Raw genomic sequence first — 16,343 nt, forward strand, 5'->3', positions numbered from 1 at the left:
CCCAATATTCCAAAAAGCAAAAAGGCCGGGCGCAATAACGCCCAGCCAGCAAGAAGCGGATACCACTCTTGATCAGGTCACTCCCCGGTCGGTCGCTCCTGTGCGTGATCCAGTACATCCTCGAGAATCGAATCAAGGTCTTCCGGCAGGTGTGCTTTCACATCGTCCGGAAGGTTGTCGAGAATATCCTGCACATTGTCCATCGACCCCTGCAGGTCGGCGCCACTCAATGCATTCTTCAACGCCTCTTCCGCCGCTTCGCGTGCGGCATCGGCATTTTCCCGCGCAGCCGCCGCGGCGACTTCCGCATTGGCCCGGGCCTCGTCGCTGTGGGCGCGGGCCTCGGCGACAATTGCCTTGACGTCATCCTCAGTCAGCCTGTCGGCGTCCCGGGACTCTGTCTCTGACTCAGCGTGCTCCTTGTCGCGGGCGGCATTGGCGGTCCTCAGGCCGAACTCCGCAGCGGTTTTCACCGATTCAATCGCGCCTTCGGGCAGCGTGATCTCGTTGACCGCATCTTCCGCCGAATCGTCGGCGCCAACCACCGAAACGGTCACATCCAGATCGTCGGCCAGCACCGGCAGGCTCAGAGGTGCGCACAGCAGCCCCAGCGCGATCCATTGGTTCCATCTTTTCATCATTCGGCCCTCACCTCTCAATCGGGGGAATTTGTTCATATCATCTGCGGCGCATCGCCCTGCGCAGCCTTGCCGGTACCAAATTGGACCGGCACCCGGAATTCCTTTTGCGAGCCATCGTGCTCCAGGCGAATCAGGATTTCTGCTCCCTCGGCGCTGCTCAGTGCTCGCACCGGCAGTGTCAGCCGGTTGGCGCCGGCGCGCAGGTCCGTATGCCACTGCAGTTCGCGCGCATCGCCGTAGCCATCGAGCTGCACATTGTCCGGCAGCGATACCTGGATCAGCGTCCCCGGCAGCGCGCGGACCGAATCCAGTGACACACTGAGCGGTTGTACCGCCACATTGACAGGCTGGGCCTCGGGCACCACCTGGGGTTTGGATGGCAGCGCCAGGAATACGGCCAGCAGCAGGCTCGCCGCGGTAGCCAGCTGCCATCCGCGCAGCGCCCGGTGCCCGGCCCCCTGCCGCCGCGGCAGGGCTGCCGCCAGCACGCGGTGCTCGAAATCCGCGTCGGGCTCCGGCGCCGGCAACGTGCTCAGAAGGCGTGATATGCGCAGCTCTTCGGCGTAGTCGCGGCACTCGACACAGCGGCGCAGGTGCCCCAGCAGCGCACTGCTGTTCGACTCGCGCATCAGGTCCAGTTCCCGTCTTGACTCACTGCAGTTCATATTCGCCTCCTCGTGCCCTTCAACACGCATAACTGCTTTCGATGGTTCCCAACTGCAGCGCTTCTTTCAGTTTTTTGCGCGCCCGGTGCAGGCGGGACTTCACCGTCCCGACATTGATATCGAGTATCTCCGCGACTTCCAGGGCGGTGTAGCCCTCGACGTCGTGCAACATCACCACGTCGCGCCAACCGTCGTCGATGGTTTCCAGCGCGCGATTCAGCGCCCGCTGCAACTCCAGCTGGTGGTAGCGATTGCGTTTGTCGACCAAGAGATCCGCAAAGGCGTCATCGTCACTGGACCAGGAAATACTCTCGTCAATCGGAGAGCTGACGCGCCGGCGATAGAGATCCACGTAACGCCGGTACAGCACCTTTACCAGCCAGGGCCCCAGCTTCTCCACGGCGGCCAACTCATCGAGCCGCGGGAATAGCCGTGTCAGCACGTCCTGAACCAGATCCTCGGATTCATTGCGATCCTGCGTCCAGCGGTACGCCATGCGGTACATCAGTCGCATATGCGGACGCACCAGAACCGTAAAACGGTCTTCGGCAGCGTCAGCACCGCGGAAGAAGCGCATCAGCGTCACACCACAACTCCTTAACGTTCGTACCATTCGGGACTATCAAATCGTTACCACGGATCAACACGCAAAAAGGTTCCCGGCAAAGCCACCGAACAGAATTTTTTGGTGGCATCAGTGCATTTACACGCGGCGGGCAGCAAAAAGGTTCCCAGGGGAAAATAATCCCGTGAAAACCCGCGAGTGCGCGCTTATTTTCCAAAAAAAGGGAAATTGGCCGATTGCAATTGCACGAACCGTCACCTAGCTTGGCATGAGAGCCACGACCTGAGTACCGCCAGCCCGGCGGCCCCGCCGTTGGCCGTGTCTCGTTTGTGAGTTGTGCCCGGATATCTGTTATGTCCGGCAGGCGCAGTTCTTTGTCTTTTGCGTCGAAGTATTACCGGCCTCAGCAGTCAGACATCCCACATTGCTGTTACCGATCCAGACAATAAATATACAGGTAGACTTTGACATGAAGAAATCACTGATCGCTGCGGCCATCGCCGTTGCCGCAAGCGCCGCAGTTCAGGCAGAACAACCTTCTTTCAGCGTTAATCCGGCAGTTGCCGATGTACACAATCGCTGCATCGTGCGCTTCCAGGACAGCTATTCCGGCGCGGAGGCCACGAGCATTTCGCACCGCCTGGTGGCCGAGGCACGCGCCGCGGGCCACAGCAACGCATCGGCCCAATATATTTACCGCAATACCATCAAGGGACTGACGATCAACCTGCCGTGCAGTGCCGCCGCCGCAGTGTTTGCCGGCGACACCACGATCATGCACATGACCCCGGACAGTGTCGTCAGTATCAGCGCACCACCTTCCTGTACCGGCCCCAATTGCGGCGGCGGCTCCACCGCTCAGGTCACCCCCTACGGTATCACTCGCGTGGGCGGGCCGGTGGACGGTAGCGGGCACGACGCCTGGGTGATCGATACGGGCATTGACCTGGACAACCCGGACCTGAACGTGGACGCCAGCCGTGGCTTCTCCGCGATCACGTCCGGCAAAAGTGCCGGTGAAATCGACGACGATCACGGTCACGGCTCTCATGTGGCGGGCACTATCGGGGCCATCGATAACGGTATCGATGTGGTCGGCGTGGCCGCCAATGCCACTGTCATTCCAGTCAAGGTGCTCGACCACCGCGGCTCCGGCACCACGTCCGGCGTTATCGCCGGAGTGGATTATGTGGGCGCCAACGCCGCACCCGGTGATTGCGCCAATATGAGCCTGGGCGGTGGTGTCAGCCAGGATCTCGACGACGCCGTGGTCGCCGCATCGCAAAAATCCGGCGCTTTCTTCGTACTCGCCGCCGGCAATGACGGCGACGATGCCAACAACCACTCGCCCGCCCGCGCCAATGGCAACAACGTGCGCACCATTTCCGCGATCGACAGCAACGACACCATGCCGTCCTGGTCCAACTGGGGCAATCCCCCGGTGGACTATGCCGCGCCCGGCGTCAGCATTCTGTCGATCAGGGCCGGGGGCGGTACCACCACCATGTCCGGCACCTCGATGGCCTCGCCACACGCCTGTGCGGTGATGATGATGACCAACGGTCACCCGTCCACGAGCGGCACCGCCAACGGCGACCCGGATGGCGATCCGGATTCCATCATCCACCTGTAACCGAGCTCACCCTTCGTTGACTGACCGGCGGCCGCTGCACAGCGGTCGCCGGTTTTTCTTTGAGCCTGTTTACGCTAGATTGGATGACCCCGGCCGGGCAGGAGCCCGGTTTTCTTTGCGCATTGGTGAACAAGTGGATTCTCTGATCTTACTGTGTGAAAACGCCGCCCCCGCCGAATTCTGCGATCGCATGGTCGAGCGCTTTCACGAGGCGCCGGAGAAGCACCCCGGCCGCACCGGCTCCGGAGTGGACCCGAGCAAGAAAACCAGCTCCGATCTGTATATCTCGGCTCTGGATTCCTGGCGGGAGGAATGCGCGGCCGTTAACAATATCGTTACGCACGGCCTCATGGCCTACTGCCGCCGCTACCCGCATATGCTGACCGGCGCAATCTCCCCCACCATCCTCGACGAGGCGACGCGGAAACCGCGCAATCTCGCTGCCGAGGATATCGCTCACCTGGATGAGCGGCAGCTGCAGATGCTGGTGCGCGGCATTTTCCGGCTGGACGGTATCAACCTGCAGCACTACGAAAAAAATCGCGGCGGCTACTTCCACTGGCACTCGGAGCACTACCCGCACCCCAGTGATCCCGGACAGAATTCGCTACACCGGGTCCTCTTCTGGCTGCTGTTCCTGAACGACGTCGACGAGGGCGGCGAGACCGAATTCTGCTACCAGGGTGCCAAGATCAAACCGAAGAAAGGCAGCCTGATCCTGTCCCCCTGCGGTTTTACCCACACCCACCGCGGCAATGCACCGCTTTCCGGCGACAAGACGATCCTCACCTCCTGGGTGCTGTATCGGCCGGCAGCAGAACTCTACGGCACAGCACCGCAACAACAGGCAACCGCCGGATAGCCCGGGTACCGGGCCGACAACAAACTGCAGTTAAAAGGATTTAAAGCGATGCAGGACCTGACCCGGGGCGCTATTCGCGGCCATATTGCCCGCTACGGCGCCTTTATGTTCGCCACCATGCTGTTCCAGACCCTCTATTTTCTGGTGGATCTGTATTTCGTTTCCGGCCTCGGCAGCGCGCCGGTGGCGGCGGTCAGTATTGCCGGCAATATGATGTTCATGGTGATGGCGCTGACCCAGGCGCTGTCGGTGGGCACCACCACGCTGGTCTCCCACGCCATCGGCGCCGGGGATATGCCCGCCGCCCAGCGCAGTTTCAATCAGGCGCAGTCGCTGGCGCTGGTATGCGGACTCATTTTCGGCACAGTGGCTTTCGCACTGCGCGGCGCCTATGCCACTGCCTTTACCGCCGACGCGGAAACCGCGCGACTGGCCGTGGCGTACCTGAACTGGTTTCTGCCGGCGATGCTGCTGCAGTTCCCGTTCGCCGCCATGGCGGCGGCACTGCGCGGCGCCGGCGAGGTGAAGCAGCCCTCACTGATCCAGGTGCTGACGCTGCTGCTCAATATCACGCTGGCGCCGGTGCTGGTAGCCGGCTGGGGCACCGGTGTGCCACTGGGTGTAGCGGGTGCCGGCATGGCGACACTGATTTCGGTGGCAGTGGGTGGAGTGCTGCTGGCCGCTCTGTTTTTACGCCCGCAACAGAAGCTGCGTTTCGATGCGGCTGAGCTGCTGCGCCCGGCACTGGGGCTGTGGCGGCGGCTGGCCGCTATCGGCCTGCCCTCCGGCGGCGAGTTTGCGCTGATGGCGGCCTTCCTGGCAGTGGTCTACACGGTGCTGACCCAGGTCGGGGTTTCGGCTCAGGCGGGTTTTGGAGTGGGCCTGAGGGTCATGCAGTCCATCTTCCTGCCGGCAATGGCGGTGTCCTTCGCGCTGGCGCCGATTGCCGGGCAGAATTTCGGCGCGCGCCGGCAGGACCGCGTGCGCGAGACACTGCGCAGCGGAGTCCTCTTCGTATCAACCCTGATGTTCGCACTGTCGCTGCTCAGCTATTTCGCCGGCGGCAATATGGCCGCACTGTTCCTGGACGATCCGGCAGCGATCGCGGTGGCGAGGGAATTCCTCGGGATCGCGTCGTTTAATTTCGTCCCCACCGGCATCATCTTCTGCTGCTCCGGCCTGTTTCAGGCCCTGGGCAATACCCTGCCGTCGCTGGCCGCCTCGACACTGCGCATCCTCGTCTTTGCCGTGCCGGCCCTGTGGATCGGCACCCAGCCCTGGTTCGAGACGCGCTATCTCTGGTATCTGTCGGCGAGTTCGGTGGTACTGCAGATGGCGCTGGCGGTCGTGCTGTTGCGGCGCGAGTTGCGGATCAAGTTGGCGGATATGCCGCCGCCGGCTGAAACGGTGGCGGCCGAAGCCGAACAGACAGCCTAGCGGGAAATTCCAGCCACCCACCCGAAGGGCACCCCCACCAGAGCTGGATCAAGAATCGCGGCCCCGTACGGGATACCGTGGATACCTGGCTTGCCAGGGTGTCACCTGCCCCCCGCATAATGCAATGAGTGAATCAAGCCAGAAAACATCCACCCGAAATTGAGGGATATTAACGGTTCACCGTCTCACTACATGCAGGCAGACAGAAGTGTCGATTGCCGGGAGTAGACGATGGATCCATTGATTGTTCAGTTCGATGACGCCGCATCCGCAGATTACTGTGAGCGCCCGATCCAGCGCTTTGAAGATGCTCCCGAGAAGTCAGCCGGCCGCGCCGGTGTAGACAAAGACAAGAAAGATAGTTCCGACCTCTACCTTTCTACACTGCCGTAATGGAAGGAAGAGTGCTGGAACATCAACAACATGGTGTACCAGGCGCTCGTCGGTATGCCGATTTGAAATGACAAATATATTCTCACGTCGTGGGTGATGTACCGCCCCGCGAATGAGCTGCATAGCAACCCGGCGAAGCAAAAGACCGGGGACACTCAACAACAATAAAAACTCAACAACAATAAAAACTGACTGACTGGAACAAAGAAGAACAAACGGAATGGAATGGAATAAACGGGGGCTCACTAGCCCCCGTTTTTTTGCCTGAACTTTTTTGACGGATGAGTATTTATTGTGCCCGCTGGCGCACCGCCTCGAACAGGCACACCCCCGTTGCCACGGAGACATTCAGGCTGCTGACCTCACCGGCCATCGGAATCTTGATCAGGTGATCGCAGTTTTCCCGGGTCAGGCGGCGCAGGCCGGAACCCTCCGCCCCCATCACCAGCGCAATCGCGCCCGTCAGCTGGCTCTGGTAGACATCCTGCTCCGCCTCGCCGGCAGCACCGAAAATCCACACACCAGCCTGCTGCAATTGCTGCAGTGTGCGGGCGAGATTGGTGACGGTCACGAACGGCAGCACCTCGGCAGCGCCGCAGGCGACCTTCCTGGCCGTGGGGGTCAGCCCGGCGGACTTGTCTTTCGGCGCGATCACCGCGTGCACGCCGGCGGCCTCGGCTGAGCGCAAGCAGGCGCCGAGATTGTGCGGATCGGTGACGCCGTCGAGTACCAGCAGGAACGGCGCCTCGGACTTTGCATCCAGCTGCTGCAGCAGCTCCTGCAGAAAACGCTCGTCGTAGACTTTGGTCTTGCCGGCACAGACGGCGAGTACGCCCTGGTGATTGCCCTCGTCGCCGACCCGGTCGTCCAGTGCGCGGCGATCGACAAAGCGCATCGGAATATCGTTCTTTTCCGCCTGGCTGATGATTTTCTGCAGGCGCTGATCTTTGCGCCCGCGCAACAGCAGCAGTTCCTGTACCTGCTGCGGCGAGCTTTTCAACAGGGCCTGCACTGCGTGCAGGCCGTACACTAGCTGTTCTGCCACGATCTATTTCTTCTTGCTCTTGGAAGTGGTTTTCTTCTTCAGTTTCTTTTTGCCCTTACCTTTTTTGGCATTGGCTTTTTCCGCCTTCTGCGCGGCCTTGCGCGCGGCGACGGCCGGGCGCTTGCCACCTTTGCGGGTTGGCGTGCGCTTGGGGCCGCGCTTCTTGTGCGGCTGCTCGCCTTCACCTTCCGCGGGCGCCTCGGGTTTTTCCGGCGTCGCCTCGACGGGTACCGCCTCAGTGGAACCGACCTTGCGCTTCTTGAACGGCGTGGTACCCGGCGCCGTCTCCGGCCGCTTGCCCCACGGGCTCGGCTTGCCAGCGGCAGCCTTGCTGCGCTCACCGGGCTTCTTCTTGCGGTCGCGCTCGCGCTGATGCTCCACCGCCATTTCCATCGCTCGGGCGCTCACCCGCGTCTCTTCGGTTTTCCGGTCGCGCTTCCCGTCCCGCGGCAGCAACTCACCCAGGGTAAAGTCCACTTTGCGCTCTTCCAGGTCGACCCGCGCCACCTGCACCGTGACCGAGTCGCCCAGGTGATAGCGCTTGCCGCTGCGCTCGCCGATCAGGCGCTGGTGGGCCTGCTCGAAGCGGTAGTAATCCTTTGGCAGCGCCGTGACGTGAATCAGGCCTTCAACATAGAGGTCGGCCAGCTCGACAAACAGGCCGAAACCGGTGACCGCACTGATCACACCGGGATAGGTCTCGCCGACGTGATCCTGCAGGTATTCGCACTTGAGCCAGCTGACCACGTCGCGGGTGGCGTCGTCGGCGCGGCGTTCGGTCATCGAGCAGTGCTCGCCCAGCTGCACCATCGCCGGCAGGTCGTAGGGAATAATCTGCTCCGCCGCCAGCGCCGCGGCGCCGGGTGCGGTGTGCACTTTCTTCGCCACCGCGGGCGGATTGGCATTGCCGTTGCGAATCAGCCAGCGCAGCGCGCGGTGCAACAGCAGATCCGGGTAGCGGCGGATCGGCGAGGTGAAATGGGCGTAGGCATGATAGTCGAGACCGAAGTGACCGCGGTTTTCCGGCTGATACACCGCCTGGTTCATCGAGCGCAGCAGCATCATCTGGATGATGTGCGCATCTGCACGGCCTTCGACCTGCTCCAGCAACAACTGGAAATCTTTCGGCTGCGGCTCAGCGCCCCCGGGCAGGCGCAGGCCCAACTCGCCGAGATACTCGCGCAAGTTGGTGAGCTTTTCCTCTTTGGGCGTATCGTGCACGCGGTAGAGTGCCGGCAACTCGGCCAGCTCCATCAGCTCCGCCGCACAGACGTTGGCGGCCAGCATGCACTCCTCGATCATCTTGTGCGCGTCGTTGCGCTGCACCGGCACGATGCGCTCAATCTTGCGATTGGCGTCAAAGATGATACGTGTTTCGGTGGTCTCGAAATCGATCGCGCCGCGGCGGTCGCGGGCACCGCGCAGGGCCTTGTAAAGGTCGTGCAGGTTATCCAGGTGCGGAGTCAACGCCGCGAACTGCTTGCGCAGGCCACTGTCGCGGGAGTCGCGCTCGGCGACGACCTGCCCCACCTGGGTGTAGGTCAGCCGCGCATGGCTGCGCAGCACACCCTCGAAGAAACGGTAATCGAGAATGCGCCCGTCGAGGTCGATGTGCATTTCGCACACCATACACAGGCGGTCCACATCAGGATTAAGCGAGCAGAGCCCGTTGGAAAGTTTTTCCGGCAACATCGGCACGACGAAATCCGGGAAGTACACCGAATTGCCGCGGCTGTGGGCCTCTTCGTCCAGGGCCATGCCCGGGCTCACATAGTGGGAGACATCGGCGATGGCCACGAGCAGTTTCCAGCTGCCGTCTTTACGCACTTCACAGAAAACCGCGTCGTCGAAGTCTCGGGCGTCTTCACCGTCGATGGTCACCAGCGGCAGTGCGCGCAGATCCACGCGGGCCTTTTTGTCTACTTCCAGCACTTCATCGGCAATGGCGTCGACTTCCGTCTGCAGTGCGGCGGGCCAGGTGTGCGGTATGCCGTAGTTGCGGATAGCGACGTCGATCTCCATCCCCGGCGCCAGGTGATCGCCGAGTACTTCGGCCACCTCGCCCTGGGGGACACAATCGCGCCCCGGCTGCATGGTGATATCCACAACCACATACTGGCCGTGTTCGGCGCCAGCGGTTTTGTCCGCCGCCACCATCACGTCCAGGTTGATACGGGGATTGTCCGGGCGCACGAAGCAGATGCCGTTCTCCTGGAACAGGCGCCCGGCCAGCTGCTGGGTGTTGTGCTTGATGACGCGGATCACCGCACCTTCGCGCTTGCCGCGGAAACCGCCGGGCGTCTCGCGCACCAGCACCTCATCGCCGTCGAAGACCTTCTTCATCTGGCGGTGGGACAGGTAGAGGTCGTCGCCGCCGTCGCGGGGCGACACAAAGCCGAAACCGTCGCGGTGACCGATCACGCGGCCTCGCACCAGGCTCATCTTGTCGAGCACGCCGAAATCACCGGCGCGGTTACTGGCGATCTGGCCGTCGCGGGACATCGCAATCAGCCGGCGGCGCACGCCCTCGCGCAGGTCTTCATCGTGCAGTTCCAGCAGGTCTGCGACCGTCTCCCAGGGTACTGGGCCGGCCTGCTGTTCCAGCAACTGCAGCAGGTATTCGCGGCTGGGAACAGGCTTGTCGTACTTCTCCGCCTCGCGCTCCGCATGGGGATCGGCTTCGATATGAATTGAGGTCTTCTTTTGAGTCAAAACAGCATCCGTTGTTTGAGGTGGCCGCCGGTTCTGGGCGGCATCCGGAGAATATCCGGGAATTGGAATGGCGGCGCTGGCGGTGAATACCGGGTCAGGGAGGCGCCGCTACTGCACGCAGTATAAGCGATTTCGCGGCCAATCCCGACTGCTTGCGGGAAAGTAGAAAAAAACGCTGGCGGACCGTTGACACCCCCGGGGCAAATCCCTATAGTGCGCGTCCTCAGCGGAGCACACCGCTGATTTGCCCAGGTGGCGGAATTGGTAGACGCGCTAGCTTCAGGTGCTAGTGACCGCAAGGTCGTGGAAGTTCAAGTCTTCTCCTGGGCACCAATTCCAAAAAAGGCCGACTCGCGAGAGTCGGCCTTTTTTCGTTTGCGGAGGGCAACTTTTCCCTCCAACTCCCGCGCACAGCCACACCAAAGCTTCCCGGTCACTAACGACGATTGACACGCCACAGAAAATCCCTATAGTGCGGACCTCTGCGGCGCTTGCCGCGGAATGCCCAGGTGGCGGAATTGGTAGACGCGCTAGCTTCAGGTGCTAGTGACCGCAAGGTCGTGGAAGTTCAAGTCTTCTCCTGGGCACCAATTCCAAAAAAGGCCGACTCGCGAGAGTCGGCCTTTTTTCGTTTCAGCCCCAGCGCTGCTGCTCGCATATACCTCCAACGCTATTTTGCGGCTGAATTTACTCCAGTAGCGTCACCGTCACCCGCAAGGTATCGCGGTACTGACCCGCCATGCGCCCGCGAGTCTCGCCGATTTGCACACTGATGTTGCGGAGGCGCCGGCCATCTTGAGGGGCCGCATAATTTTGCATATCTGCCCCGCCCTGCAGGGAGAGCCTCCGGCCGTCGATCCACGCGGTATAGGGAACGGCCGCCATATCGCCATTGAGCGAGGTATGGCGCAGGACGCCCTTGTTATCCGACGCGACGGACAGGTTGTAGGCCCCGTTGGCGCGCACGGCCAGCAGTGCCGAAAGTGTTTCACCGGTTTCCAGTTCGCCAAAATTCATCCCCGCGGACCGGCCCAGCCGCCCTTCCGCGTTGCCCGCCACCTGCAGGTCCGCCTGCGGCGCAACCCGGACCGACAGCTGAAAATCGATCTCGCGTACCGGGCGCCCGTTGGCAAATATCCGCGCAACAAACGTATTCACGTAATCACCGGCGCGACGGGCCTGCCCCCGGGGAAGCCCGACCGCCAGGGACGCGATAGTGCCGCGAGCGGTCTGCTCAAACGGCACCCACTGCTGTTCGTTACCGTTCAACGGAATGACCTGATCGCGCCGATCGCGAAATGTGACATTCAGTGGCTGCCCCGGCCCGCGCAACTCGGCACCGGAGGTCGGCAACAGCGCCAGACCGAGACGACACTGCCCGCGCGAGTCGATTGCCAGCCGAAGCTCCCTGACCTCGTCGCGGTCGGCAAACGGGAAGTAAACAAATCCCGACTGCCCCTCGACGGACACAGCCTGCACAGAACAGGCATCCTCTCCATCTTCCGACGCGTAGGCGGCAGCGCCGAGCAACAGGAGGAGAAGCCAGCCCGACACGATTGCAATTCGCCTCATAGTGACACCCGCTCCCTGATAACACCGAGTTCAACAATCCCCGTGGCCCCGTCTTCAATGGTAAAGCGCACACTCAGGTCGCCGCGGTCGGGAAAGACGATCCGGTATTCGCCCGGTGCCAGCCCCTGGGCAACGAAACGGCCGCGCTTGTTGGTAAAGGTGGTCACCGGCGCAAATTCGCGCCCGTCGGTCGCGGTGATATTACCCACGGTCATGCCGATGGCATCGCCGCGAAGGTCCCGCACCTCGCCGATCACGGTAATCGAGGCTTCCGATCCGGCCATGTAGGCGATACCGGAGCGGTAAAATAGGAAGGCGTTGCCCTCGATATTGCCCATGTCGTAGCCAAAGGGTGGGCTTTCCGGCTCCCAGCGCACACGCCGTGAAACGTAGCTGTTGACTCCGGGCACGACCGCCGGCCCGAAGTTGTCGGCGATCGCGGCATAACCTCCCTGGCGTTCGTCCACCAGAATCCGGCTGCCATCGAGGGTTTCGTGGCGCCGCACCATGATGAAAGAGTCATTGATCGGTCGCGCCAGCGCAAAACTTCCATCCGCGTAGGCCAGGCTCGACCCCAGCCTGAGCGTACTCAACTGCACCGGCTCGCGCTCCGTGCCGGTGTCGGTATCGGTGAAGTCGGTGTAGGTATGATCGAAGCCCAACTGGAACCGATTGCCCTGGTAGAACGCGCCCAAGTCGGCCTGGTAGTTATCAACACCAGACCGTAGTGCCAATCCACCAGAGAAATCACCGACGGTGCCATATTGTGTCCTGCCGAGCACCAACTCACCGGTATCATCGAAAGTATCCCATTGAGTACTCGCGATCTGTCGCTCACCGAAAGGCATCGACAGTCGGACAATCGCGCGCGCCTCCTCGATGTCGGTTTTCTCCTGCTCGAACCTGATGGAAACATTCAGGGGACCAAAGCGACGCGTGACATCCAAGCCGTAGACTTTGTCGATCGGTGCCGCAGCATCAAACAGCTCGGCATGGCGAGCGCTGGCACTGATATAGCTGCCAAACGGTCCCGGCGCTGAATAGCGCGCGCGCAACTCGGACTTGTAGGTTGCGGTCGGGCTGCCCTGGCCCAGATAGGTATAGAGCTCATCCCTGCCAACCGCGACAAGATCAAATTCATGAGGGCGCCTGCCACCGAGAAAAAAATCATACGACCAGCGCAGTGAGGCCGCCCTCCCCCGCCCAACACCGTTCAAGTCACTCGTACTTAAGTTGCCTGCCAGAATACCAACGGGGGTAGAGAGGGAGACTTCGCCCCCGGCAATCTGCTGCACTTCGGTCGCCTGGAAGCTGGCGCCCGCCGTTAGATAATCCGTAATACCATACCGGTAAAAACCAGAAAACGCGGGCGCATTGTAGTCGTAGTCAATGCCGACGGGACTTGCCACACTTCGCTGATAACCGGCGTTGAAAGAAAACTCAGATACACCTCGCTTTAACAGTATGGGATCGGAGAACAGCGAAAATTCAATGCGCCTTTGCTGGCCTGATGGATCGGTAATCAACAAAGAAACTTCATTGACTCCAGCATTTACGGCGAAATCACTCAGATCGTAACGTCCCGGCTCAAGGCGCAAGGTATTCTGAAAAAGACCATTGACATAGACCTCAACAGTCGAGCGCTGGTTTACAGTAAAACTGCGTGTTCCGGTGGGCGTGATGTTGCGCAGCGGCTGTATGTCGGCATAGGCCCGCTCGATTGAGAGACCAAGCAGTGGCGGAGATACCTGGAATTCAGTCGCCCGATAGAATACATCGCCAACTGAATAGCGAACTGCTCGCCGTATATCGTCATGCACCAGGCGAACTTCGCTGCGTTGCCATTGGTCGTCAACGCCAACCGCCGAATCGAGAAAGGCGCCACCTTCCAGCACTAACCTTGGACTGCCGAAAAGCTGTATCGCCCCGTCAACATTCACCAGCGTGGCACGCTGCTGATCGCTGTCCAGCGCACCGTTCCAGCGGTAGTCCTGCTGCAGATTGAGATTCAGATAGGCGGAGCGCCCAGGCAGTTCGTAATCAGTTAGGTTATCGTAATCGACAACATGAGAGCGCAGCGACACTTCTCGCGTCAGCCTGCGCGAATCGGCCAGGTTAATCTTTATCTCCAGCGCAGAAGGATCGAAAAAGATATCGATAAATTCTTCAATAAAAGCACCGATCGGAATAGCCTGCCCATCGACAGTCTGTGCGATACGCTCTACCACCTCGGCATCAAAATATCCATTGGCAAAACTCAGCCAACTCTGGCGATCGACCGTGTACAGAGCAGTACCTGCGACACCTACATTCAGATCACCAACAATGCGCCCGTCAATTGAGACCGGCAGATTCACATAAATGATCTTTGACGCATCCGCAGAGGCAACCTCATTTGCCGCACCTGAAACCGCGGCCATTAACCCACTGGCGAGGACAAAGAGCAAAAGGAATCGTATATGGATCACTGGCACTATTCCTTCTTAAGCAGGCTTGCACCCTGCAGCCCAACGGCTCCGAGCCCTATCAGGCGCAACGGAATGGATACGGTCTGCCCAGGCAGAAGCGCATCGCGATTTAGCAATCTGGCGAGATCCAGTCCATCCAAAACAACGACTTCCCGGTTACCCTTCACTCCGATTTCGTAGTGGGACAATAGTGCGTACTGCCTGCCCGTATTCTTAAGTTCTATAGATGCGCTGCCATCGATATGCGGCGCAAAAAAATCTACCTCAGGCTTACCGCCAACTTCTACGTGAACCGGCAACCGCCACGAGGTCAGCAGCTGAATCTCCGCGTCACTCTCTTGCGCACCCACGGTTAATGGAAGCTCATCGATTGCCAAATAGTATGACTTGCTGACCGGCAGTCTTTTTTCGCCACGCCATCTCACCAAAACCCGCCTAGTCTCTCCTGGCCGCAGCACCATCTGTGGTGGCACGATTTCCAGTGGAGCATCCACCTCCCCACCTGCTGCGGAATAGTCCGCGATGGAAAGTTCCAGAGCCACGTCTACTGGCTTGGTCGAAGATAGCGTCAAGATTGCCTGGGCAGATTCTTCGAGATTGAGTTCAAGCCGCGTCGGCGTCACCGACTGGGCCACTGATAACGGAGTATCTATAGCCAAAAAAATAAAAAGTAATAAAAGATCTCGGATATACATTTTCTTCTGTTTTCAAAGACCAGCTCAGGGGCACGCCGACCATCTAAAAGGTTCGTAGTGCCAAGAGCAATGCAGCATTGAATCGACCCTCGCCTTGCATATGGGGCATTGTGCAGATGCTCGTTGCCCACCCAAGAAAATTAATTCGGCGTCACCGACGCCGTAATTGTGTCGGTATAGGTTCCGGCTACCGTCGCGGCGGAGAGCAGGGCCACCCTGATATTGCGGGGAACCCCGATGTCCGGCACGGGATGTGGCCAGACGGCGACAACTGCCGGAATGGTGAGTTGCGTGGGAGCCAGAAGCCCACCATCCACTATCAGGTTATATGCGACCATGTTGGATCCACTCACGAGAAAGCCGCCATTGAGGGACGTGAAGGTCAGAGTCACGGTGCCGGCGTAGTTGCACGTGGGAATGACCTGTTCGTTGCCCTGCTCACTGGTCGTGGACATATTCAAGTTGTCAAAAGGGCCGTCTAAATTTTGGATCACGTCACAGGTTTTCATCAGGGTCCCGGACAGGGGGATTTGGACGCTGGTGTCTGCATAGGCATTGCCCATGGGCATCAGTGCGGCGGCTGTGCCGACCACGAACAGCTTCTTCATCAGTTAACTTCTCCTTTACAAACTTTACTTCAGGAAATGACGAGCCAACAAAGCTGATGATCGCCCCTAAAGCGGAATCAATTTAGGACATTCCGCCACCCATCAATCTCTTTCCCGGCGCAATCGAATAACTCGACACTGCGCGGTGAGAATTTGGATAAAAGTTGCGCTTTCCGATGAAATCGAATTTCATGGAGAAATTAGCCGACTTCACCAAAGCGGTTCCCGTAATTCAGGTGGGCCTCTAAGCGAGCGCCTAGCGCCCACCGCGGTAAATTAATTCGGCGTCACCGACGCCGTAATCGTGTCGGTATAGGTGCCGGCCACCGTCGCAACCGCAAGCAGGGCCACACTGAGACTGCGCGTCTGCACTGCGTTCGCTACTGCCGGCCAGTTGTTAACGACAGCTGGAACTGTGAGTTGCGTGGGAGCCAAAAGACCTCCACTGACTTGCAGCGTATATCCCACACTGTTGGGTCCACTTTCTAAAAAGCCCGCATTGAGTGATGTGAACGTGACTGTCAGCGTACCGCCGTAATTGCATATGGGGCTGAGTGATTCAAAGCCCTGTTGCGCGGTCGTAGTCATATCCAGGTCGTCAAAGGGACCATTCAGGAATGCGGTGACATTACAGGTCTTACACAAGTGCCCGGAAAGTGGGATATCCACGCTAGTGTCGGCGTATGCACTTCCTGTTGCGATAAACGCGACGGCAGCACCCAAGGTGAGTAGACTCTTCATCAGTTTGTTTCTCCTTTACAAACAAAAAACTTGGAGCGAGCAGAAATGTGCTCAAAACCGAAACAACCCAGTACGCAAAGCTGGAATAGAGCGCCATAACAACCTGAGCAAAAGTGGCAAAACCACTGACCCCGCACTGCTGGTCACCTTGTCTACCTTCACTCGATACGACGAAAATTTTTACCCTGCACTGAACATAAATCGATCAATTTGAGTGTATCGGTGAGATCGAATTTTTGAAGACAATCACTGGAATAAAGGCGCTGGGTACGTTTTTCTCGGAAAATTCATTGCTGCGCATAATTT

The 16,343-nt window shown here is 59.7% G+C and carries 14 protein-coding genes and 2 tRNA genes; 6 read left to right on the forward strand and 10 right to left on the reverse strand.

Annotation, left to right across the window (positions count from 1 at the left end; translation table 11 throughout):
- Positions 1-77 precede the first annotated feature (77 nt).
- Genes IG168_RS16710 through IG168_RS16720 form a run of 3 tightly spaced genes read right to left on the reverse strand, consistent with a single transcriptional unit; the run spans position 78 to position 1,883 of the window.
- On the reverse strand, positions 78-641 hold the full coding sequence (locus IG168_RS16710; RefSeq protein WP_193165727.1) for a hypothetical protein: 564 nt from the start codon (positions 639-641) through the stop codon (positions 78-80).
- A gap of 32 nt (positions 642-673) precedes the next feature.
- Positions 674-1,336 (reverse strand): hypothetical protein, encoded by a 663-nt coding sequence (locus tag IG168_RS16715; RefSeq protein WP_193165729.1) that lies wholly within the window; start codon positions 1,334-1,336, stop codon positions 674-676.
- On the reverse strand, positions 1,326-1,883 hold the full coding sequence (locus IG168_RS16720) for an RNA polymerase sigma factor (RefSeq protein ID WP_226877082.1): 558 nt from the start codon (positions 1,881-1,883) through the stop codon (positions 1,326-1,328). The genes IG168_RS16715 and IG168_RS16720 overlap by 11 nt, the downstream gene beginning before the upstream one ends.
- A 457-nt stretch (positions 1,884-2,340) precedes the next feature.
- Here IG168_RS16720 and IG168_RS16725 point away from each other — a divergent pair, with 457 nt between their 5' ends.
- From IG168_RS16725 to IG168_RS16740, 4 genes are all read left to right on the forward strand, one after another.
- Positions 2,341-3,504 (forward strand): S8 family serine peptidase, encoded by a 1,164-nt coding sequence (locus tag IG168_RS16725; protein WP_193165733.1) that lies wholly within the window; start codon positions 2,341-2,343, stop codon positions 3,502-3,504.
- 133 nt (positions 3,505-3,637) lie between these two features.
- On the forward strand, positions 3,638-4,366 hold the full coding sequence (locus IG168_RS16730) for a 2OG-Fe(II) oxygenase (protein ID WP_319024742.1): 729 nt from the start codon (positions 3,638-3,640) through the stop codon (positions 4,364-4,366).
- 48 nt (positions 4,367-4,414) lie between these two features.
- A complete protein-coding gene (locus tag IG168_RS16735; RefSeq protein WP_193165736.1) occupies positions 4,415-5,803 on the forward strand; it encodes an MATE family efflux transporter in 1,389 nt (462 codons plus the stop codon).
- A 231-nt stretch (positions 5,804-6,034) separates the two neighbouring features.
- Positions 6,035-6,196 carry a hypothetical protein gene (locus tag IG168_RS16740; RefSeq protein ID WP_193165738.1) on the forward strand — a complete coding sequence of 54 codons (162 nt, stop codon included), beginning with the start codon at positions 6,035-6,037 and terminating at the stop codon, positions 6,194-6,196.
- A gap of 289 nt (positions 6,197-6,485) precedes the next feature.
- Here IG168_RS16740 and rlmB read toward each other — a convergent pair whose 3' ends face one another.
- Positions 6,486-7,241, reverse strand: coding sequence for a 23S rRNA (guanosine(2251)-2'-O)-methyltransferase RlmB (gene rlmB / locus IG168_RS16745; RefSeq protein ID WP_193165740.1), 756 nt, complete (start codon positions 7,239-7,241; stop codon positions 6,486-6,488).
- Positions 7,242-7,244: 3 nt separating this feature from the next.
- Positions 7,245-9,953 carry a ribonuclease R gene (rnr, locus tag IG168_RS16750; protein ID WP_193165742.1) on the reverse strand — a complete coding sequence of 903 codons (2,709 nt, stop codon included), beginning with the start codon at positions 9,951-9,953 and terminating at the stop codon, positions 7,245-7,247.
- A 246-nt stretch (positions 9,954-10,199) separates the two neighbouring features.
- On the opposite strand from rnr, the gene IG168_RS16755 reads away from it, so the two are divergent.
- A tRNA-Leu gene (locus tag IG168_RS16755) sits at positions 10,200-10,286 on the forward strand.
- Positions 10,287-10,456: 170 nt separating this feature from the next.
- A tRNA-Leu gene (locus IG168_RS16760) sits at positions 10,457-10,543 on the forward strand.
- A 97-nt stretch (positions 10,544-10,640) separates the two neighbouring features.
- On the opposite strand, the gene IG168_RS16765 is transcribed toward IG168_RS16760, so the two are convergent.
- The 5 genes from IG168_RS16765 to IG168_RS16785 form a co-directional block, all read right to left on the reverse strand.
- Positions 10,641-11,525 carry a hypothetical protein gene (locus IG168_RS16765; protein ID WP_193165744.1) on the reverse strand — a complete coding sequence of 295 codons (885 nt, stop codon included), beginning with the start codon at positions 11,523-11,525 and terminating at the stop codon, positions 10,641-10,643.
- Positions 11,522-13,993 (reverse strand): hypothetical protein, encoded by a 2,472-nt coding sequence (locus IG168_RS16770; RefSeq protein WP_193165746.1) that lies wholly within the window; start codon positions 13,991-13,993, stop codon positions 11,522-11,524. The genes IG168_RS16765 and IG168_RS16770 overlap by 4 nt, the downstream gene beginning before the upstream one ends.
- Positions 13,994-13,998: 5 nt before the next feature.
- The gene (locus tag IG168_RS16775; protein WP_193165747.1) at positions 13,999-14,688 is read right to left on the reverse strand and encodes a fimbrial biogenesis chaperone; all 690 of its coding nucleotides are present in this window, start codon (positions 14,686-14,688) and stop codon (positions 13,999-14,001) included.
- Positions 14,689-14,828: 140 nt separating this feature from the next.
- Complete coding sequence (locus IG168_RS16780) at positions 14,829-15,296, reverse strand: hypothetical protein (RefSeq protein ID WP_193165748.1); 468 nt, start codon at positions 15,294-15,296, stop codon at positions 14,829-14,831.
- Between the two features lie 276 nt (positions 15,297-15,572).
- Positions 15,573-16,037, reverse strand: coding sequence for a hypothetical protein (locus IG168_RS16785; protein ID WP_193165749.1), 465 nt, complete (start codon positions 16,035-16,037; stop codon positions 15,573-15,575).
- Positions 16,038-16,343 lie beyond the last annotated feature (306 nt).

It is taken from the genome of Microbulbifer hainanensis, from assembly GCF_014904735.1.
Lineage (GTDB): Bacteria > Pseudomonadota > Gammaproteobacteria > Pseudomonadales > Cellvibrionaceae > Microbulbifer > Microbulbifer hainanensis.

Bases quoted from the DNA above. Each gene is read 5' to 3' on its own strand.
- IG168_RS16725 (WP_193165733.1), top strand. From the start codon at position 2,341: ATGAAGAAATCACTGATCGCTGCGGCCATCGCCGTTGCCGCAAGCGCC.
- IG168_RS16785 (WP_193165749.1), bottom strand. From the start codon at position 16,037: ATGAAGAGTCTACTCACCTTGGGTGCTGCCGTCGCGTTTATCGCAACA.
- IG168_RS16775 (WP_193165747.1), bottom strand. From the start codon at position 14,688: ATGTATATCCGAGATCTTTTATTACTTTTTATTTTTTTGGCTATAGAT.
- IG168_RS16740 (WP_193165738.1), top strand. From the start codon at position 6,035: ATGGATCCATTGATTGTTCAGTTCGATGACGCCGCATCCGCAGATTAC.
- IG168_RS16780 (WP_193165748.1), bottom strand. From the start codon at position 15,296: ATGAAGAAGCTGTTCGTGGTCGGCACAGCCGCCGCACTGATGCCCATG.
- IG168_RS16735 (WP_193165736.1), top strand. From the start codon at position 4,415: ATGCAGGACCTGACCCGGGGCGCTATTCGCGGCCATATTGCCCGCTAC.
- IG168_RS16765 (WP_193165744.1), bottom strand. From the start codon at position 11,525: ATGAGGCGAATTGCAATCGTGTCGGGCTGGCTTCTCCTCCTGTTGCTC.
- IG168_RS16720 (WP_226877082.1), bottom strand. From the start codon at position 1,883: ATGCGCTTCTTCCGCGGTGCTGACGCTGCCGAAGACCGTTTTACGGTT.
- IG168_RS16710 (WP_193165727.1), bottom strand. From the start codon at position 641: ATGATGAAAAGATGGAACCAATGGATCGCGCTGGGGCTGCTGTGCGCA.
- IG168_RS16715 (WP_193165729.1), bottom strand. From the start codon at position 1,336: ATGCGTGTTGAAGGGCACGAGGAGGCGAATATGAACTGCAGTGAGTCA.